This is a genomic window from Pseudomonas cistanchae, assembly GCF_054483635.1.
In genome coordinates this window covers 149270-171176 of the sequence record NZ_JBTLWN010000004.1, presented here as the reverse complement: position 1 = coordinate 171176, position 21907 = coordinate 149270, and the positions used below count along the sequence as shown (strand labels likewise).

Genomic DNA, 21907 nt, shown 5'->3' with positions numbered 1-21907 from the left:
CGAAGCAGCCGAGTCCGGCTGCCCCATGGCAATGTCGTACCACAGACTGGGTTTTACAGCTCAAGGCATAAAGACCGCGCGCATGCAGCTTTCCGACTTCTCCTTGAACAGCTCGTAGCCCTTCGGCGATTCCTCCAGGCTCATCGGGTGGGTCAGCAGGTAGGCAGGGTCCAGCTCGCCTTTCTGGATATGTTCGAACAGCTTGCCGGCATAGCGTTGCCCCGGTTGCTGGCCAGAGCGCAGGGTCAGCGCCTTGTTGACGATCGCGCCCATGGGGAATTTGTCCAGCACGCCGCCGTACACGCCGATCACCGAAACCGTGCCGCCTTTGCGGCAGGCCCGAATGGCCTGGCGCAGCACCGTGCCGCGCTCGGTATGCAGGCGCAGCATCTGCTTGGTCTTGTCGTAGGCGTAATCGAGCTCGGTGCCGTGGGCTTCCATGCCGACGCAATCGATGCAGCGATCCGGCCCGCGGCCGCCAGTCAACTCCAGCAGCGCCTCGTGCACGTTGGTGGTTTCGTAGTTGATGGTGATGGCGCCGGCCCGTCGCTCGGCAAGTTCCAGGCGATCGGCAAAGCGGTCGATCGCGATCACCCGTTCGGCGCCGAGCAGGTAGGCGCTGCGAATCGCCATCTGGCCAACGCCGCCGCAGCCCCACACCGCAACGGTGTCGCCGGGCTGGATTTCAGCGATATCGGCGGCGAAATAGCCGGTGGGCGCCGCATCGGAAACGAACACCGCCTGCTCGTTGCTCACCCCGTCCGGCACCTTGAACAGGTTGACGTCGGCATAGGGCACGCGGATGTAGGTGGCATGGCTGCCGGCGTAACCGCCGAACGCATGGCTGTAGCCGATGATCCCGGCGCACGGCTGGCCGTACGCCAGATCGGTCGCCTCGGGGTTGGGGTTGGAGTTGTCACAGCAGGAAAAATCGCTGCGCTTGCAGTGCTCGCAATCACCACAGCCGATGATGGAAATGCTGATCACCCGGTCGCCCTTGGCGAAACCGCTGATCGCCGAGCCGGTTTCCACCACCTCGCCGAGGAACTCATGGCCGATGATGTCACCAGGCTTCATCGCCGGCACATAACCGCCAAGCAGATGCAGATCGGAGCCGCATACCGAGGACATGATCACTTTCAGGATCACGTCGCGCGGGTTGATGATCGAAGGGTCAGGTACGGTGTCCACCTGCAGCTTGTTCGGGGCCTGCCAGGTCAAGGCTCTCATGGGTGCACCTCCCATTGCGGCTCGGCGTCGATGCGGGCCTGGGCGGCTCGCTCGGTCGGCGCGCTCTGCTTGATCTGCGCGGTGGAGACTTCGCCGGTTTCCAGGTACTGCTTGATCCGGCGCAGCTCGCGCATCAGCAGGTTGCCGGACAGCTTGCTCAGCAGCGAGGCGGCGCCATAGCCCAGGGCTCCACCGGGTGGCGCGCAGGCCAGCAGCACCCGTACTTCGGTGCCACGACCGTGCGGCGCATCGGCGAAATTCAGGGTGCAACGGTGCGGCAGCATGGCATCCGCCTCGGACACCCAAACGATCTGCTGGTCGCTTCTGGAGTGATCGAGGTAGGCGATACAGTGCACCGGTTTGCCAAGCGGGCCGGTGGCCGTCCAGCGAAAGCGCTTGTTGTCCATCTGCTCGATACGCTCGACGCGGCCCAGCACCTGCGCCAGCTTGGCCGTGTCGCTGAACAGCGCGAACACCTCGCTGCGGGGTTTGCCGATGGTCACGGTGCGCATGCAGGCTTCGACGGTGTGCCAGCCGTATTCCTGTCGCAGCTGCTGCTCCCAGGGCGACGGCGTGATGGCCTGCTTGAGCCGACAATGGCCGCTCGCACCCCGCGCCGCGATCAGCGAGCCGAGGCCGACCTGAAACCAGCCGAGCGCGCCGCGCTGACGCAGGCCGTTGGCCAGCAGCATGCCGCCGCCGACCAGGGACAGGGTGCGTTCGGTGCTGGTGAGAATGCCGGCGTCGGCCGTGCTGTGGGTGGCCGCGAGCGGCTGATCGAACTCAGACATGCTGCTCTCCTATGAAGGTGTTCATAGGTGACCGGTGCTGCGGTACGCGCGTTCAGCCTTTCACCGCGGGCAACCGACGAAGCGCATGGCCTGCGCCAGCTAGTCGCGCAGCTCGGCGAGGGTCTGTCGGTAGAGTTGCTGCAGGCGTTGCTGCAAGGGTTCGTCCAGCGCCTCGCTGGCCAGGCGGCGGGCGAATACATCGTCGGTGGTCAGCTCGTCGAGGGTTTCCCGGGTCGCGGAACTCAAGGACGCACTTGCCGCACCTCGCTCGCGGCGGATGCGCAACACCTCGACCGGCAAGCCTTCGCACAGCGCGGCGACGCGCACATGCAGGTCGCTCAGGTAATCATCGGTGCTGACCAGCACTTCCAGCCACACCGGCTGCGCCGCACTGCCCTGCTCGGCCGCCGCGCGAATCGCCTGCTGCAGTGTGTCCAGCGAACCGCGCAGCGACAGCAGCGGCTGAAAGCAGGGCACCGCCAGTGGAGTAACCGCCCGCAGGCCAGCGCTATCCAGTTCGACCAGGAGCACCTCCTTCTGCTGCCTGGCTTCATCGAAGCTCAAGGGAATCGGCGAGCCGCAGTAGCGGATGTGTTCCAGCCCGGCGACTTTCTGCGGCCGGTGGATATGCCCCAAGGCGATGTAAGCAGCGGCCGGGAAGGCATTGCTGGGAAAGGCCTCCAGGCTGCCCACGTAAATCTCGCGGACCGAGTCGCTGGCCGTGGCGCCAACGGTGGTGAGGTGGCCGGTGGCGATGATCGGCAGCGCGCCGCCCAGCGCATCGCGCTTCGCTTCGGCCAGGCCATGCAGGGCCTGATAGTGCTGCTGAATCGCCTGTTGCAGCGACAGCTGCTTGTCTTCAGCGCTCTGCCCGGCCTGGCTGTGCAGCACATCGCGCGGGCGGATGAATGGGATGGCGCAGAGGATCGCGCCGGGCTGGCCGTCGCGCCCGTGCAGCACCAGCAGTTGCTCCTCCAGCGCGTCGGCGCTCACGCTCGGGATCACCCGCGTATCGAGCTGCGCCAGCAGCGCCTTGCTCTCGCCGAGCATGGCCACCGAGTCGTGGTTGCCGGCCAGCACCACCAGCTCACAGCCGGTGCCGCGCAGCTCGACGATAAAGCGGTTGTACTGCTCACGGGCATAGCTGGGCGGCGCACCGGTATCGAAGATGTCACCGGCGACGATCACGGCATCGACCTGATGCAGGCGCACCTGCTCCACCAACCAGCTGCAGAACGCCTGGTGTTCGGCCTGGCGCGTCTTGCCCATGAAGTGCTGGCCAAGGTGCCAGTCGGAGCTGTGCAGAATGCGCATCTCGCATCGTTTCCCGCTGAAGTGTGATTCGGCAACCTTGCCTGTTCGGCCCGGTCGAAGCAATGCGCGAGCGCCGCTCAATTGTCGTCGCTTCTGTGTTAAACAATCGCCTCGCCTGCCAGGAGCCCCAGCTTATGACCCCAGTCCGTTCCATCGATTTGCTGATCTGCGACTGCGACGGCGTATTGATCGACAGTGAAATCATTTCCGGTCGCGTGCTGCGCGAGTCGCTCGCCGAGTACGTGCCGCTGGAGGAACTCGAGGTGTTGCTGAACGGCACGTTCGGCCTGCAAAGCCGCGACATCCTGGCACGGGTCGAGGCGCATTTCGGCATTCGCCTGCCGGAGGATTTTCACCCGCAGCAACGGGCGCGCAGCGAAGCGGCCATCCACCGCGAGGTCAACGCCATCGCCGGGGTGCGCGACGCCCTACTGAGCATCGACCTGCCGCTGGCCATTGCCTCCAACAGCCGTTACACCGCGGTCGAGCATGCGCTACAACGCAGCGAACTGCGCGAACGGGTGGATATCGGCATCTTCGCCGCCGAGCAGGTCGAGCGCCCGAAACCCGCGCCGGATGTCTACCTGCTGGCGGCGAAGGCCGCAGGGGTTGCCCCGCAGCGCTGCCTGGTGGTGGAAGACAGTGCTACCGGCGCCACTGCCGCACTGACCGCGGGCATGCAGGTGATCGGCTTTCTCGGTGCCAGCCATATTCCGCCGGAGCACGGCGAAACGCTGCGCCAGCTGGGTGTCGAGCATCTGATCGGCGATATGCGCGAGCTGCCGGCGCTGGTGAGGCGGCTGAGCTACCTGCCGGCGGCCGACGTCCTGCCTTGAACGAAACGGGCGGGCATCACATCGACCAGTCTTTCACCACCATGTGGGTTTTCACCTTCTGCATGCCGGGGAAGTTTTCGATGTGGCCGCGAATTTCACTGATGCGCTGCATGCTCGCCGCTTCGATATACACCAGCATGTCGGTCTCGCCACTGATGCCACTGCAGCGCCGCACCTCGGCGAACGCGCGCATGCGCTCGACGTAGGCTTCGCAGCGCCCACCCTGGTAGAACAGTTCGAGATAGGCCTTGATCAGCGTGGCGCCGGGCGAGCTGACCTGGGCGTGATAGCCGCTGATCACGCCGTCCTGCTCCAGCTGGCGAATGCGCTCGCTTACCGCCGAGCGCGACAGGTTTATCTGCCGGGCGATCTGGCTTACCGCCAACCGGGCATCGGCGCGCAACAGCGCGAGTATCTGCTGATCGAACTTGTCCACTCGGGTTTCTCACGCAAAGAACAGAGTGACGGCGAATGCCGCCATTTTGCCGGCCAAAGCCGGCATTTCGCCGGCGCCGCACACCCCGCCGGCGACCTAACATGGAGGCGCCAATCAGGGCTGCACGAGCATACATCATGAGTCGCCTCAATCAGGAACTGGGTCTGCTGCAGGGTATCGGCCTGCTGAGCACGTCGCTGCTCGGCACCGGCATTTTCGTTATTCCCGCGCTGGCCGCCACCGCTGCCGGGGCAGCCTCGTTATGGGCCTGGATGGTCCTGATCGCTCTGGTTCTGCCAATCGCCTTCACCTTTGCTCAGCTGGGGCGCCGCTTTCCCCACGCGGGCGGTGCACCGCACCTGATCGGCAAGGCCTTCGGCGCACGCTCCGAGCGGCTCAGTGCGCTGCTGTTTCTCGCCGTACTGCCGGTTGGCCTGCCGGCGGCGCTGAATATTGCCAGTGGCTTCTGGCAGGCACTGTTCGCCTTGCAGTCCGGCCACGCGCTGGCCATCCAGCTTGCGACCCTGGCGGCGATTCTGCTGCTCGGGCAGCGCCCGGCAAAGGCATCCGGCCTGGTGCAGAGCGCCATTGCCCTGGCGATAGTCGCGACCGTCGGCCTGATCTGGTGGCTCGGCGACCTGCCGGCCAGCGGGCAACCGCTGCTGCCGCCCATCGACGGCGCCTGGCAACCACTGGCGGCTGCGCTGGGGGTGATGTTCTGGTGCTTCGTCGGCATCGAAGCCTTTACCCATATGGGCGAGGAATTCAAAAACCCCGAGCGCGATTTTCCCCTGGCGTTACTGTTCGGCGTGTTGCTGGCCGGGCTGGTGTATTGGGCCTGCTCGGTGGCGGTGCTGACGTTCGGCGCCTACGGCGATGTGCGCAGCGACGCGGCTTCGCTGCCGCGCATGCTCGACCTGCTGCTGGGCGAGCACGCGCGCTGGCTCAGTGCAGTGATCGGCTACCTGGCCTGCTTCGCCTCGATGAACGTGTACATGCAAGGCTTCGCCCGCTTGCTCTGGAGCCTGGCCGACGAAGGCAAGCTGCCGTCGGGTCTGGCCGCGCGCAACCGCAACGGCGTGCCCGCCCGCGCCCTGCAGGTGGTGGTCGTGACCTGCGCCTTGTGCACCAGCCTGATCTGGCTGCTATCGATCCCATTGGATCAGCTGATCCGCTATGCCAATGGCAATTTCATGGTGATCTACCTGCTCAGCATGGCCGCCGGCTGGGTGCTGCTGCGCGGAGCGTGGCGCTGGGTGGCGGCGTTCAGCGCATTGCTCTGCGGTGCGGTACTGCTGACCCTTGGCGTCGACGCCTGGTACGCGCTCGGCCTGCTCGCGCTGACCGCGTTGATCGATTATGGGCGCAGCCTGCGTGGTCGCCGGCTGACCAACCGGCCAGCCGCCTGACATGCTGCCGGCAGCCGCAGACGTGTCGGCTGACAACTGCGACGGGCGACCTTGGGCAAGGCAGTCAGGTAAACTGCGCGGCATTGCAGGCCGGCCCGGCGACGTCGTCCGGCTGCGTTTATCGCCCGCTTTTCAAGAGACCCGCCATGCCGATCCGTCATTGCATCGTCCACCTGATCGACAAGAAGCCCGACGGCACCCCGGCCGTGCTGCATGCCCGCGACACGGAACTGGGCGCCTCGCAGGCCATCGAGAACATGCTCGCCGACCTCAACGAGAGCTATAACGCCAAACAGGGCAAGGCCTGGGGCTTCTTCCACGGCGAGTCCGGCGCCTACCCGTTCAGTGGCTGGCTGAAGCATTACCTCGATGAAGGGCAGGACTTCGCTGCATTCAGCCGCCAGGCGGTTGAGCATCTGCAGAAGCTGATGGAGGAATCCAACCTCTCGGTCGGCGGCCATGTGCTGTTCGCCCACTACCAGCAAGGCATGACCGATTACCTGGCCATCGCCCTGCTCCATCACAGCGAAGGCGTGGCGGTAAACGATGCGCTGGATGTGACCCCAGCCAAGCACCTGGACCTCGGCCAACTGCACCTGGCTGCGCGCATCAATATTTCCGAGTGGCGCAACAATGCCACCTCCAAGCAGTACATCTCCTTTATCAAGGGCAAGAACGGCAAGAAGGTCTCGGAATACTTCCGCGACTTTATCGGCTGCCAGGAAGGCGTCGACTCGCCCAGCGAAACCCGCACCCTGCTCAAGGCCTTCAGCGACTTCGTCGAGAGCGAGGACCTGCCGGAAGAGCAGGCCCGCGCCAAGACCGACACCCTGGTCGACTACGCCACCAGCCAAGCCAAGATGGGCGAACCCATGGGCCTGCAGGAACTGTCGGGGCTGATCGACGAAGAACGGCCGCGGGCGTTCTACGACCATATCCGCAACAAGGACTACGGCCTGTCCCCGGAGATCCCGGCGGATAAGCGCACGCTGAGCCAGTTTCGCCGCTTCACCGGCCGTGCCGAGGGCCTGTCGATCAGCTTCGAGGCGCACCTGCTGGGCTCGAAGATCGAATACGACGAAAGCCAGGACATCCTGACCATCCGCAACCTGCCGACCCAACTCACCGACCAGCTGAAGCGCCGCAAGAACTAGCCCGGCACACAGTAAAACGCCCGGCGGAAGCCGGGCGTTTCAGTTGCAGCGCGCGACGGGCTAGCGCGCCTCGATACGGAAGCCGAACCGCGGGAAATGCACATGCAGCGTGCCGGCGCGTGGGTCCTCACGGCGCAGGATCAGTTCCTCGCTGCCGCTGAACAGCAGTTCGCCCTCGACCGCATCGACGCCGTAATCGACCGCGGAGATGGCCACCCGCTGGCCAATCGCGAAGCCGTTCGGGTCGGTCAGCGATCCCGCTGGCAGCTCCGCAGGGGTTGCGTCACGGGCGACGTCGATGGCCTCTTCGCCGCTCATTGCACTGGACGAGCCGTGGCCGAAATCCAGGACCCGCGCCAACCAGGCGGCCACCGCCGGGTAGTCATCCACCAGCGAAGCGGTGACGGGCGTACCGCGCAGGAACCAGAGCGGATGGGCCATGGCGAAGTCGGCAATGGATGGCTCGCCAAACAGGTAGTCGCCCTGCTCGCGCTCAAGCTGCTGCTGCAATCGCGCCATCAGCGTCGGCCACTGGTGCTTGGCTTGCTCCAAGGGCACGCGGGTGGCCAGGCCGCCGGAGAACAGCGTCGAGCGGTCGGCAATAAAGGTCTTGAGAAACTCCGGCGGCAGCTTGCCGAAGCGTGCGGCGATGGATTCCGGCTGAAAGACCAGGCTTACCGCGTGCAGAAACATTTGCGAGTCGGCCCACTGGGCAAAGCTGGCGACATTGAAGTCCTGACCTTCGGGGAATAGCGCCGGGGTCGCTTTTTCGGCTTCGAGACGGCGGGCGATCAGGGCCGTGTCGCAATAAATGTCGGCACCGACCTGCAGCACCGGGGTCTTCCGGTAGCCGCCGGTCAAGGCGGTCAAGTCAGGCTTGGGCATGATCGGCGGGATCGTTACCGAGCGCCAGGACAGCTGCTTGAAACCCAGCAGCAGGCGGGCTTTTTCCGCGAATGGCGAGGTCGGGTAATGGTGCAGGATCAACTCGTGCATGTCAGGCTCCGCAACGATTAGGTAGACCCGCAGCTTAACCGCGCGGCGCGTGGCGGCCTACCCGCCTAGCCTGATACTGCGCTATCAACCGAACCGATAGCCAGTCGCTGCGACCAGTGCTTCCTTGGCAGCCTTGGTCATTGCCTTGATCGCTCGTTCGCGCCGCAACGCATCGCCTTTATCGATGCAGGCTTCGATATAGACCAAGGCCTGCGCCGGGCTGGAATGGAAGAAGCGCGCGCCCTTGCCGCTCTGATGCTTGGCGAAGCGCTTGTGCGGATCGTCGCTGATGCCGCAATAGAGCGCGCCGTTGGCTGCCCGGACCAGGTAGACGAACCAGGGTTTAACGGGCTTTTCGCAGGCGATGGCAGCGTTGTTATCAGGCATGACGGACGGCTTGGCGGCAGGTGGCGGCGAGCTTAACAGAGGCTCAGATGAAAGGCTCAACGTCCCGCCTGAAAAGCCGCCAGGCCTTTCGCCGCCTGGGCGCGAATGGCGCTCTGCACCAGCGGCGTCCAGCCCAGCAGCGCGCCTTTGAAACCCAGCGCCTGACTGGACCAGCGCCACAGGTCGAAGCGGTCCCGATGCTCGATGATCTTGCCGTCGCGAAAGCGGAAGCTCGCCTCGATGCGGTTGACCACCGTATTGCCGGTCTGGCTGAACACATAGGTCGCAATCCAGCGTGCCGTACCGGAATGCTCATCCGCTGCGACTCCGTCAAAGGTCAGGGAAAAGTCCTTGGCCCGCGCGCAGAGCATGCGCCACATATCACCTGCGTCCTGTCCACGCAGATCAGTGAAAACCGGATCGCTGAAGTGCACGTCGGCGGCATAGCAGCGACACATGGCTTCGGCATCCAGTTGCTGGAAGGCCTGGTAAAAGCGGGTGATCAACTCGGCGTTGGCGGGGTGCATGACGGACTCCTGATTGGGCTGCAATCAGTATTGCGGCAAATGAGCCATTCGGCGATTGGCGTAAAAGACAACCTTGTGTCAATAATCGCCACAGAGGAAGCCCGCCAATGATCACCATCGCGCTTTATGTCTGCCCGCAAACGGTCTGCTCCAGCCTGGCGATGGCGCAGGACGCCTTCGCCCTGGCCAATCGCCTGGCCGCATCGGCGGAATTCGTCCTGCAGCGTGTCAGCCTCGACGGGCAACCGGTCGACCTCGACTTCGCCCGGATTCAGGTCGATGGCGATCTGACACTTGCCGAACGTGCCGACCTGATCCTGCTGCCGGCAACCGGTAGCGCGGTTGCGACAGCGCTCGAGGCGAATGCCGCCTTGCTGCCGTGGTTGGCCAAACGCGGCGCCGCCCAGCCGGTCGCCAGCCTGTGCAGCAGCGCCTTTCTACTCGGCGCCGCAGGCTTGCTCGATGGCCGCAAGGCAACGACGCACTGGGCGCTGGAGGCGCAGTTCCGCCAGCGCTTCCCGGCGGTCGAGCTGTGCATCGATGCGTTGCTGTGCCATGACGGCCACCTGCTCAGCTCAGGTGGCGCCCACGCCGGCCTGGACCTGTGCCTGTACCTGATCGAATTGCATGCCGGCGAGTGGCTGGCCAAACAGGTGGCCAATACGCTGGTGTTCGAGACGCAGCGCGGCGGCCAGGCGCGCTTCGCCCCGCTGTTACCGCAAGCGGCGGAGAATGCCGCGCAGCTCAAACCGCTGCTGCGCTGGATGGAACTTCACCATGGCGAGGTCATCGACATGCAGCGTCTGGCCGCCCAGGCCAACTGCTCGCCGCGCACCCTGCTGCGACGCTTCAAGGTCAGCACCGGGCTGACACCCAACGATTACCTGCAACGTCTGCGCATCAGCGCCGCGCAGCGTGCCCTGGGCAATCCTGCCCGTTCGCTGGAGCAGGTCGCGGCGCAGGTGGGGTACGCCGATCGGGCCACCTTCGCCAAGCTGTTCAAGCAACTGTGCGGGGAAACGCCGGGCGCCTTTCGCCGTCGGATGCAGCGACCACCAGCGGCCGAGTTGCATGGCCCATAACACGCCACAAAAAACATGCATAAAAAAGGGAGCCCGAAGGCTCCCTTTTCAACTGCCAAGCGTGATCAGTGCAGGATCTGACTGAGGAACAGCTTGGTGCGCTCGTTTTGCGGGTTGGTGAAGAAGGTGTCCGGGTCGGCCTGCTCGACGATCTCGCCCTTGTCGAGGAAGATCACCCGGTTCGCCACGGTGCGGGCAAAGCCCATCTCGTGGGTCACGCAGAGCATGGTCATGCCGTCTTCAGCCAGGCTCACCATGGTGTCCAGCACTTCCTTGACCATTTCCGGATCGAGCGCCGAGGTCGGCTCATCGAACAGCATGATCTTCGGTTTCATGCACAGCGCGCGGGCAATCGCCACACGCTGCTGCTGGCCGCCGGAGAGTTGGCCTGGGTACTTGTGGGCCTGTTCAGGAATGCGCACGCGCTCGAGGAAGTGCATGGCAATTTCCTCAGCCTGACGCTTGGGCATCTTACGCACCCACATCGGCGCCAGCGTGCAGTTCTGCAACACGGTCAGGTGCGGGAACAGGTTGAAGTGCTGAAACACCATGCCGACTTCGCGGCGTACGGTTTCGATGTGCTTGAGGTCGTGGGTCAGCTCGGTGCCGTCCACCACGATGCGCCCCTGCTGATGCTCTTCCAGACGATTCAGGCAGCGAATCGCCGTGGATTTGCCCGAACCCGAAGGCCCGCACAACACGATACGCTCGCCCGCTTCGACACTCAGGTTGATGTCCTTGAGTACATGGAACTGGCCGTACCACTTGTGTACGCCCTGCATCAGGATCATCGGCTCAGCGCTGGTTTGTTTATTTGCTTCGGACATGGTTATGACTCCTAACGCTTATGGCCGGTGTCCAGCTTGCGCTCCAGGTGTACGGAGTAGCGGGACATACCAAAACAGAAAATCCAGAAAATCAGCGCGGCAAACACATAGCCTTCGGTCGCCATGCCGAGCCATTCCGGGTCGGTGGTGGCTTGCTTGATGCTGTTGAGCAAGTCGAACAGACCAATGATGATCACCAGGCTGGTGTCTTTGAACAGCGCGATAAAGGTGTTGACGATGCCGGGAATGACCAGCTTCAGGGCCTGCGGCAGAATCACCAGCCCCATCACTCGCCAATACCCCAGGCCCATGGCTGCGGCTGCTTCGTACTGACCCTTGGGAATCGCCTGCAGCCCGCCGCGTACCACCTCAGCGATATACGCCGACTGGAACAGGATCACGCCGATCAGCGCCCGCACCAGCTTGTCGAAGGAAAGACCTTCGGGCAGGAACAGCGGCAGCATTACCGAGGACATGAACAGCACCGTGATCAACGGCACGCCGCGCCAGAATTCGATGAAGGTGACGCAGATCACCCGAATCGCCGGCATGTCCGAGCGCCGCCCCAATGCCAGCAAGATGCCGAGTGGTAGTGCCCCGGCGATTCCGACTGCGGCAATCACCAGGGTCAGCATCAGACCACCCCAGCGGCTGGTGGGCACCGTGGACAGGCCGAGGAAACCACCGTGCAGCAGCCAATAGGCGACCAGCGGGTAGATCACCAGGAACGCAATGCCATACATGGCTTTGCGCGGCATCTGCGGCACGAACAGCGGCGCAGCGCCGATGATCGCCAGCCACAACGTCAGGTCCACGCGCCAGCGCAACTCCGTCGGATAGAAGCCGTACATGAACTGGCCGAAACGCTGTTGCACGAACACCCAGCAGGCGCCGCCGCTGGTGCAGTCGGCCCGGGTTGTACCTACCCAGTCCGCATCGATGAACGCCCACTGGATCAGCGGCGGTACCATCAGCCACACCAGGTAGACGGCGAACAGCGTAAGCAACGTGTTGAACCAGCTGGAAAACAGGTTGGCCCGCAGCCAGCCCACCACCCCGACGCTCATCGCGGGTGGCGGCATATCAGGTTTGAACGTATGAGTTTGCATGGCTGCTCCTTACCGCTCGATCAGCGCGATGCGCTTGTTGTACCAGTTCATCAGCATGGAAATGCTGATGCTGATCGCCAGGTAGACGCTCATGGTGATGGCAATCACCTCGATCGCCTGACCGGTCTGATTGAGCACCGTGCCGGCGAACAGCGAGACCATGTCGGGGTAACCGATGCCCGCCGCCAGCGATGAGTTTTTCGCCAGGTTGAGGTACTGGCTGGTCAGCGGCGGAATGATCACGCGCAGGGCCTGGGGAATGATCACCAGACGCAACGTTTTGCCTGCCGGGAGGCCCAGGGAGCGCGCTGCTTCGGTCTGACCATGGCTGACCGCCTGGATACCCGAGCGCACGTTCTCGGCGATGAAAGCCGCGGTATAGATGGTCAACGCTAACGTCAGCGCCATTAGCTCGGGGATCAATACCCAGCCGCCGCGGAAGTTGAAGCCGGTCAGCTCAGGGGTGCTCCACTGCAGCGGGTTGCCGGTCAGCAGAACCGCCAGTCCGGGCAGGATCAGCAGCAGCGGCACAGCACCCAGCGACACCGGAAACAGCTTGCCGGTTTTCTCGAACCGCGCCTTCGACCAGCGCGACAGCAGCACCACGCCGACGATGGCGATTATCACCGCGCCGATAAAGGTGACAAAGCTGTCCGAGGGACTTGGCGCCGGCATGTACAGGCCACGGCTGTTGAGAAAGAACATGTCTGCAATGCCAAGGCTCTGGCGTGGCCCTGGCAGCGCCAACATGACCGCGAAGTACCAGAAGAAGATCTGCAGCAGTGGCGGGATGTTGCGGAATATCTCGATGTAAACGGTAGCGAGTTTGCTGACCAGCCAGTTTGGCGACAGCCGCGCCACGCCGAGCAGGAAGCCCAGAATCGTTGCCAGCACGATACCGATCGCCGACACCAGCAAGGTATTGAGCAAGCCGACCAGGAAAACCCGCCCGTAGGAGTTGCTCTCGTCGTAATCGATCAGGTGTTGGGCAATACCGAAACCGGCGCTGTTGTTAAGAAAGGAAAATCCGGAGGTGATGCCTCGCTTCTCAAGGTTGCTCTGGGTGTTGTCGAACAAAAACCAGCCGAGCGCCACGACGGCGATGACGGCAATGATTTGGAATAACCACGCACGCACCTTGGGATCGGTCCATACCGAACCACCAGGGCGAGAGGCGTTTGCAGTAGTTTGCATAGGAGCCCTCATAGAACTCCTATGCCCGCAGAAGCGGGCATAGGGCTCGTATTGTCAGAACACTGCGAGCATCCCAGAACGGGATACTCGCAAGACGATCAACGCACTGGCGGTGCGTACTGCAGACCACCTTTGTTCCACAGGGCGTTGAGGCCGCGCTCGATCTTCAGCTCGCTGCCGCTACCGACGTTGCGCTCAAAGCTCTCGCCGTAGTTGCCCACTTGCTTAACGATCTGCACTGCCCAGTCTTTCGGCAGCTTAAGGTCCTTGCCGAATTCACCTTCAGCACCGAGCAGACGCGCGATGTCCGGGTTCTTGGTCGACTTGGCCATTTCTTCGACGTTCTTCGAGTTAACGGCGAGCTCTTCGGCGTTGACCATGGCGAACAGCGACCAGCGGACAATGTCGAACCACTCTTCGTCACCCTGACGTACGACCGGGCCCAGAGGCTCTTTCGAAATCACTTCCGGCAGTACCACGTAGGAATCCGGGTCGGCCAGTTTGATGCGCTGTGCATACAGCTGCGACTGGTCGGAGGTCAGCACGTCGCAACGACCGGCTTCAACCGACTTGGCGCTCTCGTCAGAGGTATCGTAGGTGATGGGGGTGTACTTCAGGCCATTGGCGCGGAAGTAGTCGGAGAGGTTCAGCTCGGTGGTGGTACCTGCCTGGATGCAGACAGTCGCGCCATCGAGTTCCTTGGCGCTGGAAACGCCCAGCTTCTTGTTAACCAGAAAGCCCTGGCCGTCGTAGTAGTTGACGCCAGCGAAGTTCAGGCCCAGACCCGCATCGCGCGAGCTGGTCCAGGTGGTGTTGCGAGACAGGATATCGACTTCGCCGGACTGCAGAGCGGTGAAGCGTTCCTTGGCGGTCAACGGGCTGAATTTCACCTTGGTTGCATCGCCGAACACGGCAGCCGCTACAGCGCGGCAAACGTCTACGTCGAGGCCGAAGTAGTTGCCTTTTTCATCGGCGTAAGAGAAGCCTGGCAGACCATCGCTGATACCGCACTGAACGAAACCTTTCTTCTGTACCGCGTCTAACGTAGCGCCTGCTTGTGCGAAGCCGCTAACACCAAGAACAGCAGCTGTAGTGAGCACAGCCAGGGTGGATTTCACCATCTTCATTAAAACCTCCAGTGTCTTTTGTTGTGTTGGAGTCTCGGCCCTTTCGCCTTACCCTTGTGGGGCACGTTGATTGCTTCGAAGCGAGACAATCATCAGCGAATAAAACCTTAGCGTGAGTCTAGTTGCCGATAACCTCATCAGCCATAAACTTGCACCCGCCCATTGTTTGATGGACTAGAGACGGCTCGTCAATCACTAATCGCCCAGAGATTAAACACCGCTTGGCGAACCTGTTGGAACCAAGGGTGGTTCCAGTCTGTTGAGTGCCCAGTTCGATGGCAGTGTTACCGCCGCCAGGCTACATCATCAGTCCCGAAGATATGTAGCAAAGGCCGTACCAGAGGCAATTTTTTAGCCCTGAACAAACAGGTCAATAGCAAAACTTGCAGCCTTGCGACATCTTCTTCACATATCCAACACAGCGCGAAAAAACCGGCGCACTGAATCAGCGCCATCGCCCCATTCTGGAGCTACACATGAGCGAACCATTGATCCTTCAGCCCACACTCGGTGCAGACGCTTGCGTCATTTGGTTGCATGGGCTGGGGGCCGACCGGTACGACTTTCTGCCCGTTGCCGAAGCGTTGCAGAGCGTTCTGCCGACTACCCGCTTCGTCATGCCCCAGGCGCCGACGCAAGCCGTCACCATCAATGGCGGTTGGGAAATGCCGAGCTGGTACGACATCCTCGCCATGAGCCCTGCTCGGGCAATCAACAACGAGCAGCTGGAAGCTTCCAGCCAGCAGGTGATCGCGCTGATCGAAGCGCAGCGCGATAGCGGCATCGACCCCGCGAGGATCTTTCTCGCCGGATTCTCCCAGGGTGGCGCGGTGGTTCTGCACACCGCCTTTCTGCGCTGGCACGGTCCGCTAGGCGGAGTGCTTGCGCTGTCCACCTATGCGCCAACCTTCAGTGACGACCTGCAGCTCGGTGCAGACAAAACACAGCTGCCGGTCTATTGCCTCCACGGTACTCGCGACGACGTGGTACTGCCAGCAATGGGTGCAGCGGCCAGGGACTGGCTGGTGAAACGCGGCGTCGCAGTCGACTCGCAGCACTATCACATGGGGCATGAAGTGTTACCCCAGGAGGTCCGCGATATCGGCACCTGGCTGAGCGCAAAACTGGCTCCCTAACACCTCCGACCCACGCGAAAACGCGGTTTTGTGACTGGGTGTTCATATATGGCAGCCACTGGTCGCTCGACCTGGCGCCATCATTGTCAGCACCAAACCGCGGGCATACTGTCCATTGCGGTATCGTCCAAACGACACGGAGTGTTCAAGATGCCCTGTATTGCCTACCGTCAGCACCGTCTGCCGCTGTGATGAAGACCGCACAATGGCAGGCTGACCTGCAGGTGATTCGTCAAATGCGACTGTTCCGCAACGTCGCCCCCAGCAATCTGAATTCATTGCTGCGGGAATTTCGCGCGTGCGATTTGGATGAAGGCGAAATCCTGCTGTCGCCCTTCAACCGCAATCAGTTTCTCTACCTGCTGCTCGACGGCCAGCTCAAGGTCTATCTCGGCTCCCTCGACAGCCAGCCGGTGATCACCTTGAAGCCGGGCGACTGCACGGGTGAAATCAGCTTCATCGACAACGAGCGGCCCTCGGCCTATGTCGTTGCGACCGAAGCCAGCAGCGTACTGCGCCTGCACCGCGAGTCGCTGGTCGGCCTGCTCCAGCAGTCGCCGCAGGTGATGCAGAATCTGCTCGGCCTGTTGTGCGAGCGGGTACGTCAGGGCAACCAGCTGATCATCAACAGCGAGCAGAATGCCAACATCGACCCCCTCACAGGCGCGTTCAATCGCCGCTGGCTGGAGCACGTATTCGAGCGTGAAAGCACGCGCTGCGCCTTCAACCAGCAGCCGTTGTGCATGCTGATGCTGGATGTCGATCATTTCAAAGCCTACAACGACAAGCATGGCCATCTTGCTGGCGATTATGCCCTGTGCCTGGTTGCGCACACCCTGCGTAATCAACTGCGGCCGAAGGACAGCATGGCCCGCTTCGGTGGCGAAGAATTCGTCATCCTGCTGCCCGAAATGAGCGACGAAGAAGCGCGCAGCATCGGTGAACGGCTGCGCAATAGTCTGGAAAGCGTCAGCTCGTTCTATGCCCCGGTCGGTGTTCTGCCAGGGGTTACGGTGTCCATCGGCCTTTCCCAGATGCGCCCGAAAGACAGCCTGCAAAGCCTTATCGCCCGGGCCGACAGCGCGCTCTACAAAGCCAAGCAGCAGGGCCGTAATCGCCTTTGCGGCTGAGCCAAACTGCGACGAGCCGTTTTATCCACTTCAATTGCCTCACTTTGTCGCAATCGCTTGCTAGAGTTCGCCCATAACAACGGCCCTGGACGGTTTCTATGCGCAAACTCCTGCTGACCTTGCTGGTCCTCATTCTGCTTGGTTGCGGCACAGTGTTCGCACTGCCCTCGCTGCTTGATCGGCGGATGAACAGTGTTGAATTTCCCGCACCCTACCCTGCCAGCGAACCTGCCATACAACTGCATGACAGCCTGTTTGTCGCCGACTTGCATGACGATGTCCTGCTGTGGGAACGCGACTTGCTCAAGCGCTACGACTTCGGCCACTCCGACCTGCCGCGCATGCTCGAAGGGCGCGTCGCCCTGCAGGTTTTCTCCACCGTGACCAAGACGCCACGCGGCATCAACTACGAGCGCAACAGCGGCGAAACCGACAACATCACCCTGCTGGCGATGGCCCAGCGCTGGCCCCGGGCGACCTGGGACAGCCTGCTGCAGCGAGCCCTGTACCAGGCCGAAAAACTCGAGCAGGCCAGCGCAGCCAGCGATGGCCGTTTGACCCTAATCAGAAATCGCGCTGACCTCGCGACCTTTATCGACACCTGGCGGCAGGACCCGCGGCGCACCGCCGCCGTGCTTGCCACCGAAGGGCTGCACCCGATCGAAGGACAGCTGGCGAATATCGACCGCCTGTACGAAGCCGGTTTTCGCATCACCGGGCTGACCCACTTCTTCGACAACGAAGTCGGCGGCTCGGCCCACGGCCTGGAAAAAGGCGGATTGACGCCGCTCGGCCGTCAGGTGATCAAGCGCCTCGAAGAAAAATTGATGGTGATCGACCTTGCCCATGCCTCGCGCCCGCTGATCGACGATGTGCTGGCGATGGCCACACGCCCGGTGCTGGTTTCCCACACCGGCGTGGAAGGCACCTGCCCAGGCACGCGCAACCTCAGCGACAACCACCTGCGGGCAATCGCCGCCACCGGCGGCGTGGTGGGCATCGGCTATTGGGAGACGGCCGTTTGCGCCACCTCGGTCGAGGCCATCGTCAAGGCGATCCGCTACACCGCAAACCTGGTTGGCGTGCAGCATGTCGCCTTGGGTTCGGACTTCAACGGTACCGTGCATACGCCATTCGATGTGACAGGCCTGCCGCAATTGACGGAGGGCTTGCTGAAGGCCGGGTTCAGCCGGGACGACATCGCCGCGATCATGGGCGGCAACGTGCAGCGCCTGCTGCTGGCAAGCTTGCCGCAGCGCTAGCCATGAGGATCGGTCATGCCAGCCTGCGCGGCACTTCGCCGCGCCGGTTTCTTGCTTTACACTGGCGGCCGTTCACTCCTTAACCAATTGACGAGATGACCGTGCTCAAAGCACTCAAGAAAATATTCGGCAAAACCGAGGGCGAGCAGCCCAGCCCAGCAAGCCCGCCCGCAACGCCACGCGCCAACTCCAGCGAACCCCGCAGCCGCAATACACCGCGTCAGGCAGCTGGCGAGCCCAGCCCCGCTTCCGACAGCGCTGCCAGCGCCGAGAAACCCGCGCGCAACACCCCGGAAAAGAAAGTTCGCCGCGAACGCGCCGCCAAGCCGGTCGATACTTGGACGCTGGCCGATTTCAAGGTCGAGCCAGCCGAAGGCAAGACCCGCTTTCATGACTTCAAGCTCGCCCCCGAGCTGATGCACGCCATCCACGATCTCGGCTTTCCCTACTGCACGCCGATTCAGGCCCAGGTGCTGGGCTTCACCTTGAAGGGGCAGGATGCCATCGGCCGCGCCCAGACCGGCACGGGCAAGACAGCAGCGTTCCTGATCTCGATCATCACCCAGCTGCTGCAAACGCCACCGCCGAAAGAGCGCTACATGGGCGAGCCACGGGCATTGATCATCGCCCCGACCCGCGAGCTGGTGGTGCAGATCGCTAAGGATGCCGCGGACCTGACCAAGTACACCGGCCTCAACGTGATGAGCTTCGTCGGCGGCATGGACTTCGACAAACAGCTCAAGCTGCTTGAATCGCGCTTCTGCGACATCCTGGTGGCGACGCCGGGCCGCCTGCTCGATTTCAATCAGCGTGGCGAAGTGCACCTGGACATGGTCGAGGTGATGGTTCTCGATGAAGCCGACCGCATGCTCGACATGGGCTTTATCCCGCAGGTACGCCAGATCATCCGCCAGACGCCCCCGAAGGCCGAACGGCAAACCTTGCTGTTTTCCGCAACCTTCACCGAAGACGTGATGAACCTGGCCAAGCAGTGGACCACCGATCCGGCCATCGTCGAGATCGAGCCGGAGAACGTGGCCAGCGACACCGTCGAGCAGCATGTGTATGCCGTGGCCGGTAGCGACAAGTACAAGCTGCTGTACAACCTGATCGCGCAGAATGACTGGATCCGAGTGATGGTATTCGCCAACCGCAAAGACGAAGTCAGGCGCATCGAAGAACGCCTGACCCGCGACGGCATCAGCGCCGCGCAGATGTCCGGCGACGTGCCGCAACACAAGCGGATCAAGGTGCTGGAAGGCTTCCGCGAAGGCAAGATTCGCGTGCTCGTGGCCACCGACGTGGCCGGCCGCGGCATCCATGTCGACGCCATCAGCCACGTGATCAACTTCACCCTGCCGGAGACCCCGGATGACTATGTGCACCGCATCGGTCGTACCGGTCGGGCCGGCACCAACGGCACGTCGATCAGCTTCGCCGGTGAAGACGATGCCTACGCCCTGCCGGCCATCGAAGCGCTCATGGGCCGCAAGATCGCCTGCGAAATGCCGCCCGATGAGCTGCTCAAGCCGGTGCCGCGCAAGCACTGAGTCGCACGGGAAAACAGCGAAGCCCAGGGGCTTCGCTTTTTTTTGCGCGCTTCTGCAGATGGTATGCAAGAGCTCGTCCACAGGCGCATCAAGCGTATGCGGAGCGCGTGTTCGGGAATCGCTGTGCCGGAGCGACGCCAGACTGCGTCAATCAGCTAACCACCCTTCGCCGTGGAGATGAACGATGACGCTTAAAATCGACGATACCGACCTCGCCCGCGCCGTGCAGGCAGGCGTGTTGCAACCCGGCCAGGACCACGCCCTGCTGGCATTTCTGCGCCAACAGGCACCGCAACTGGTCGGCTTTCAACTGGCTCACGTCGCCTATTACTTTGGCGCCCTGCTGATCATCGGCGCCATGGGCTGGATGCTGACCGAAGCCTGGATGCGAGTCGGCGAAGGCGCGCTGCTCCTGGCCAGCGCTGCCTATATGGCGCTGTTCAGCCTCTGCGCCCGCTCACTTTGGCAGCGTGGCCACATCATCCCTGGAGGTCTGCTCGGTGCGGTGGCCGTGAGCCTGACGCCGCTGTTGGTGTTCGCCTTGCAACGCCTGCTCGGTCTGTGGCCGCTCAATGATGCGCAAGCCGACTACAACGACTACTACCGTTACGTGCAGGGCGGCTGGCTGGCGATGGAAGCCACAACCGTTCTGGTGGGTTTGCTGATGCTGCGCATGCTGCCCTTCCCCTTTATCGTCATGCCGATTGCCGTGGCGTTGTGGTTCATGTCGATGGACGTGAGCGAAGCGCTGTACGGCAGCAGCTTCAGCTGGGAGGAGCGGCGCTGGGTATCGCTCTGGTTTGGCCTGGTGCTGTTGCTCGCAAGTCTCTGGGTCGACGGGCGTAGCACGCGGGATTTCGCCTTCTGGGGTTATCTGGCCGGGCTGACCGCATTCTGGGGCGGCCTAACCGCCATGGACAGCAACAGCGAGCTGGGCAAGGCCCTCTATTGCCTGATCAACCTATTGCTGATGGGCGTCGCCGTGCTGCTGCGACGCAGCGTGTTCATGGTCTTTGGCGCATTGGGAGTGGCGGCCTATATGGGCTATCTCGCCCATCAGGTGTTCGAGGATTCGCTGCTGTTCCCAATCATCGTCAGCCTGATCGGCCTGGCGGTGATCGGCCTGGGGCTGTGCTACCAGAAACGCCGCGACAGCATTTCCGAAACCCTCCGCAACCGGCTGCCCGCCAGCTGGCTTGCTTTCCTACCGGCATTGCGCCGCTGAGCGGGTCTCCCTAGGGCTGCTACCAGCGCTCGGCGGCGGCCTGATCGCTGCAACGTCCTTCAACCCAGCGCGGCCCTTCGGCGGTGTCCTCTTTCTTCCAGAACGGTGCGCGGGTTTTCAGGTAGTCCATCACGAAGTTGCAGGCATCAAAGGCTGCCTGACGATGGGCACTTGTGGTGCCGACAAACACGATCGGCTCGCCCGGCTCCAGGCGCCCGACCCGGTGGATGACCTCGATACCCAGCAGCGGCCAGCGCTGTTGGGCTTCCTCGGCGATCTTGGCCAGGGCCTTCTCGGTCATGCCAGGGAAGTGTTCGAGAAACATGCCGCCGACTTCGCGCCCGTCATTGAAGTCACGCACATAGCCGACAAAGCCGACCACCGCACCAATGCCCAGGTTGGCAGCATGCAAGGCGTTGAGCTCAACGCCCGGATCGAAGGGTTGCGACTGAACGCGAATGCTCATGCTAGCCACCGGTCACAGTGGGAAAGAATGCTACTTCATCGCCGGCCGCCAATGGCTCATCAAGGCTGCAGAGCTCCTGATTACGCGCACACATCAGGTTCTGCTCGGACAACACCTCCCACACGCCGCCGCGGCTCAACAGGTGCTGGCGCAGTTGATCAAGGCTGCCGAACTCGCCGCTAAGCTGCTCACCGTCCAGGCCCAGCGCCTCGCGGTAACGGGCGAAATACTGCACGCGGATCATGCATCTTCTCCCGCGACAAAGTGGCCACTTTTCCCGCCGACTTTCTCTAGCAGGCGCACGCTTTCGATCACCATGCCGCGGTCCACCGCCTTGCACATGTCATAGATGGTCAGTGCGGCGACACTGACGGCGGTCAGGGCTTCCATCTCCACCCCTGTCTGCCCGGTCAGCTTGCAGCGCGCGGTGATGCGCACGGCATCCGCACCGTCAGGCGTCAGTTCAACCTTAACGCTGGTGAGCATCAGCGGGTGGCAAAGCGGGATCAGATCGCTGGTTTTCTTCGCCGCCTGAATGCCGGCGATACGCGCCACGGCGAACACATCGCCCTTGGGGTGATCGCCTTGGGCAATCATCTGCAAGGTTTGCGGGCGCATGCGCACCATGGCTTCGGCCACGGCTTCACGGACGGTCAGGGCTTTATCGCTGACATCGACCATACTGGCGCGGCCTTGGGAATCGAGATGAGTTAGCACGA

The 21907-nt window shown here is 62.7% G+C and carries 23 protein-coding genes; 9 read left to right on the top strand and 14 right to left on the bottom strand.

The features are described from left to right. Nucleotides 1-60: 60 nt before the first annotated feature. The 3 genes from ACX0MV_RS13165 to sbcD all read right to left on the bottom strand — a co-directional run bounded on the left by ACX0MV_RS13165 (nucleotide 61) and on the right by sbcD (nucleotide 3335). On the bottom strand, nucleotides 61-1230 hold the full coding sequence (locus ACX0MV_RS13165) for a zinc-dependent alcohol dehydrogenase (RefSeq protein WP_458982966.1): 1170 nt from the start codon (nucleotides 1228-1230) through the stop codon (nucleotides 61-63). Further along, complete coding sequence (locus ACX0MV_RS13160) at nucleotides 1227-2021, bottom strand: SRPBCC family protein (RefSeq protein WP_458982965.1); 795 nt, start codon at nucleotides 2019-2021, stop codon at nucleotides 1227-1229. The genes ACX0MV_RS13165 and ACX0MV_RS13160 overlap by 4 nt, the downstream gene beginning before the upstream one ends. A gap of 99 nt (nucleotides 2022-2120) precedes the next feature. Then, nucleotides 2121-3335 (bottom strand): exonuclease subunit SbcD, encoded by a 1215-nt coding sequence (gene sbcD / locus ACX0MV_RS13155; RefSeq protein ID WP_458982964.1) that lies wholly within the window; start codon nucleotides 3333-3335, stop codon nucleotides 2121-2123. Between the two features lie 134 nt (nucleotides 3336-3469). On the opposite strand from sbcD, the gene ACX0MV_RS13150 reads away from it, so the two are divergent. Beyond that, nucleotides 3470-4171, top strand: coding sequence for an HAD family hydrolase (locus ACX0MV_RS13150; RefSeq protein WP_458982963.1), 702 nt, complete (start codon nucleotides 3470-3472; stop codon nucleotides 4169-4171). A gap of 16 nt (nucleotides 4172-4187) precedes the next feature. Here the strand turns inward: ACX0MV_RS13150 and ACX0MV_RS13145 are convergent, their stop codons facing one another. Continuing rightward, nucleotides 4188-4607 (bottom strand): Lrp/AsnC family transcriptional regulator, encoded by a 420-nt coding sequence (locus tag ACX0MV_RS13145; protein WP_458982962.1) that lies wholly within the window; start codon nucleotides 4605-4607, stop codon nucleotides 4188-4190. A 137-nt stretch (nucleotides 4608-4744) separates the two neighbouring features. Between ACX0MV_RS13145 and yjeH the strand changes: the two genes are divergently transcribed. Then, a complete protein-coding gene (yjeH, locus tag ACX0MV_RS13140) occupies nucleotides 4745-6016 on the top strand; it encodes an L-methionine/branched-chain amino acid transporter (RefSeq protein ID WP_458982961.1) in 1272 nt (423 codons plus the stop codon). Nucleotides 6017-6162: 146 nt separating this feature from the next. Continuing rightward, complete coding sequence (gene yejK / locus ACX0MV_RS13135) at nucleotides 6163-7170, top strand: nucleoid-associated protein YejK (RefSeq protein ID WP_458982960.1); 1008 nt, start codon at nucleotides 6163-6165, stop codon at nucleotides 7168-7170. Between the two features lie 60 nt (nucleotides 7171-7230). Here yejK and ACX0MV_RS13130 read toward each other — a convergent pair whose 3' ends face one another. The 3 genes from ACX0MV_RS13130 to ACX0MV_RS13120 form a co-directional block, all read right to left on the bottom strand. Beyond that, complete coding sequence (locus ACX0MV_RS13130; protein ID WP_458982959.1) at nucleotides 7231-8166, bottom strand: glutathione S-transferase family protein; 936 nt, start codon at nucleotides 8164-8166, stop codon at nucleotides 7231-7233. Between the two features lie 84 nt (nucleotides 8167-8250). Further along, nucleotides 8251-8553 carry a GIY-YIG nuclease family protein gene (locus tag ACX0MV_RS13125; protein WP_458982958.1) on the bottom strand — a complete coding sequence of 101 codons (303 nt, stop codon included), beginning with the start codon at nucleotides 8551-8553 and terminating at the stop codon, nucleotides 8251-8253. A 56-nt stretch (nucleotides 8554-8609) separates the two neighbouring features. Next, nucleotides 8610-9080: a nuclear transport factor 2 family protein gene (locus ACX0MV_RS13120; RefSeq protein WP_458982957.1), complete on the bottom strand. Its 471-nt coding sequence runs from the start codon at nucleotides 9078-9080 to the stop codon at nucleotides 8610-8612. Nucleotides 9081-9187: 107 nt separating this feature from the next. Between ACX0MV_RS13120 and ACX0MV_RS13115 the strand changes: the two genes are divergently transcribed. Beyond that, on the top strand, nucleotides 9188-10162 hold the full coding sequence (locus ACX0MV_RS13115) for a GlxA family transcriptional regulator (RefSeq protein WP_458982956.1): 975 nt from the start codon (nucleotides 9188-9190) through the stop codon (nucleotides 10160-10162). Nucleotides 10163-10227: 65 nt separating this feature from the next. Here the strand turns inward: ACX0MV_RS13115 and ACX0MV_RS13110 are convergent, their stop codons facing one another. From ACX0MV_RS13110 to ACX0MV_RS13095, 4 genes are all read right to left on the bottom strand, one after another. Next, on the bottom strand, nucleotides 10228-10989 hold the full coding sequence (locus tag ACX0MV_RS13110; RefSeq protein WP_458982955.1) for an amino acid ABC transporter ATP-binding protein: 762 nt from the start codon (nucleotides 10987-10989) through the stop codon (nucleotides 10228-10230). An 11-nt stretch (nucleotides 10990-11000) separates the two neighbouring features. Further along, nucleotides 11001-12098, bottom strand: a complete 1098-nt coding sequence (locus ACX0MV_RS13105) for an amino acid ABC transporter permease (RefSeq protein WP_458982954.1) — start codon at nucleotides 12096-12098, stop codon at nucleotides 11001-11003. 9 nt (nucleotides 12099-12107) lie between these two features. Next, nucleotides 12108-13292 (bottom strand): amino acid ABC transporter permease, encoded by a 1185-nt coding sequence (locus tag ACX0MV_RS13100; RefSeq protein ID WP_458982953.1) that lies wholly within the window; start codon nucleotides 13290-13292, stop codon nucleotides 12108-12110. 98 nt (nucleotides 13293-13390) lie between these two features. Beyond that, nucleotides 13391-14419 (bottom strand): amino acid ABC transporter substrate-binding protein, encoded by a 1029-nt coding sequence (locus tag ACX0MV_RS13095; RefSeq protein ID WP_458982952.1) that lies wholly within the window; start codon nucleotides 14417-14419, stop codon nucleotides 13391-13393. A 476-nt stretch (nucleotides 14420-14895) separates the two neighbouring features. Here ACX0MV_RS13095 and ACX0MV_RS13090 point away from each other — a divergent pair, with 476 nt between their 5' ends. The 5 genes from ACX0MV_RS13090 (at nucleotide 14896) to ACX0MV_RS13070 (ending at nucleotide 20722) form a co-directional block, all read left to right on the top strand. Next, nucleotides 14896-15555: an alpha/beta hydrolase gene (locus ACX0MV_RS13090; protein ID WP_458982951.1), complete on the top strand. Its 660-nt coding sequence runs from the start codon at nucleotides 14896-14898 to the stop codon at nucleotides 15553-15555. 191 nt (nucleotides 15556-15746) lie between these two features. Further along, nucleotides 15747-16685 (top strand): GGDEF domain-containing protein, encoded by a 939-nt coding sequence (locus ACX0MV_RS13085; RefSeq protein ID WP_458982950.1) that lies wholly within the window; start codon nucleotides 15747-15749, stop codon nucleotides 16683-16685. A gap of 98 nt (nucleotides 16686-16783) precedes the next feature. Further along, nucleotides 16784-17947: a dipeptidase gene (locus ACX0MV_RS13080; protein ID WP_458982949.1), complete on the top strand. Its 1164-nt coding sequence runs from the start codon at nucleotides 16784-16786 to the stop codon at nucleotides 17945-17947. A gap of 101 nt (nucleotides 17948-18048) precedes the next feature. Then, nucleotides 18049-19497 (top strand): ATP-dependent RNA helicase RhlB, encoded by a 1449-nt coding sequence (gene rhlB / locus ACX0MV_RS13075; protein ID WP_458982948.1) that lies wholly within the window; start codon nucleotides 18049-18051, stop codon nucleotides 19495-19497. A gap of 184 nt (nucleotides 19498-19681) precedes the next feature. Beyond that, nucleotides 19682-20722, top strand: a complete 1041-nt coding sequence (locus tag ACX0MV_RS13070; protein ID WP_458982947.1) for a DUF2157 domain-containing protein — start codon at nucleotides 19682-19684, stop codon at nucleotides 20720-20722. A 19-nt stretch (nucleotides 20723-20741) separates the two neighbouring features. Here ACX0MV_RS13070 and moaE read toward each other — a convergent pair whose 3' ends face one another. The 3 genes from moaE to moaC are packed head-to-tail and all read right to left on the bottom strand — an operon-like array spanning nucleotide 20742 to nucleotide 21905. Beyond that, nucleotides 20742-21188, bottom strand: a complete 447-nt coding sequence (moaE, locus tag ACX0MV_RS13065; RefSeq protein ID WP_458982946.1) for a molybdopterin synthase catalytic subunit MoaE — start codon at nucleotides 21186-21188, stop codon at nucleotides 20742-20744. A gap of 1 nt (nucleotide 21189) precedes the next feature. After that, nucleotides 21190-21432 carry a MoaD/ThiS family protein gene (locus ACX0MV_RS13060; RefSeq protein ID WP_458982945.1) on the bottom strand — a complete coding sequence of 81 codons (243 nt, stop codon included), beginning with the start codon at nucleotides 21430-21432 and terminating at the stop codon, nucleotides 21190-21192. Beyond that, nucleotides 21429-21905, bottom strand: coding sequence for a cyclic pyranopterin monophosphate synthase MoaC (moaC, locus tag ACX0MV_RS13055; RefSeq protein ID WP_458982944.1), 477 nt, complete (start codon nucleotides 21903-21905; stop codon nucleotides 21429-21431). The genes ACX0MV_RS13060 and moaC overlap by 4 nt, the downstream gene beginning before the upstream one ends. Between the last annotated feature and the right edge of the window lie 2 nt (nucleotides 21906-21907).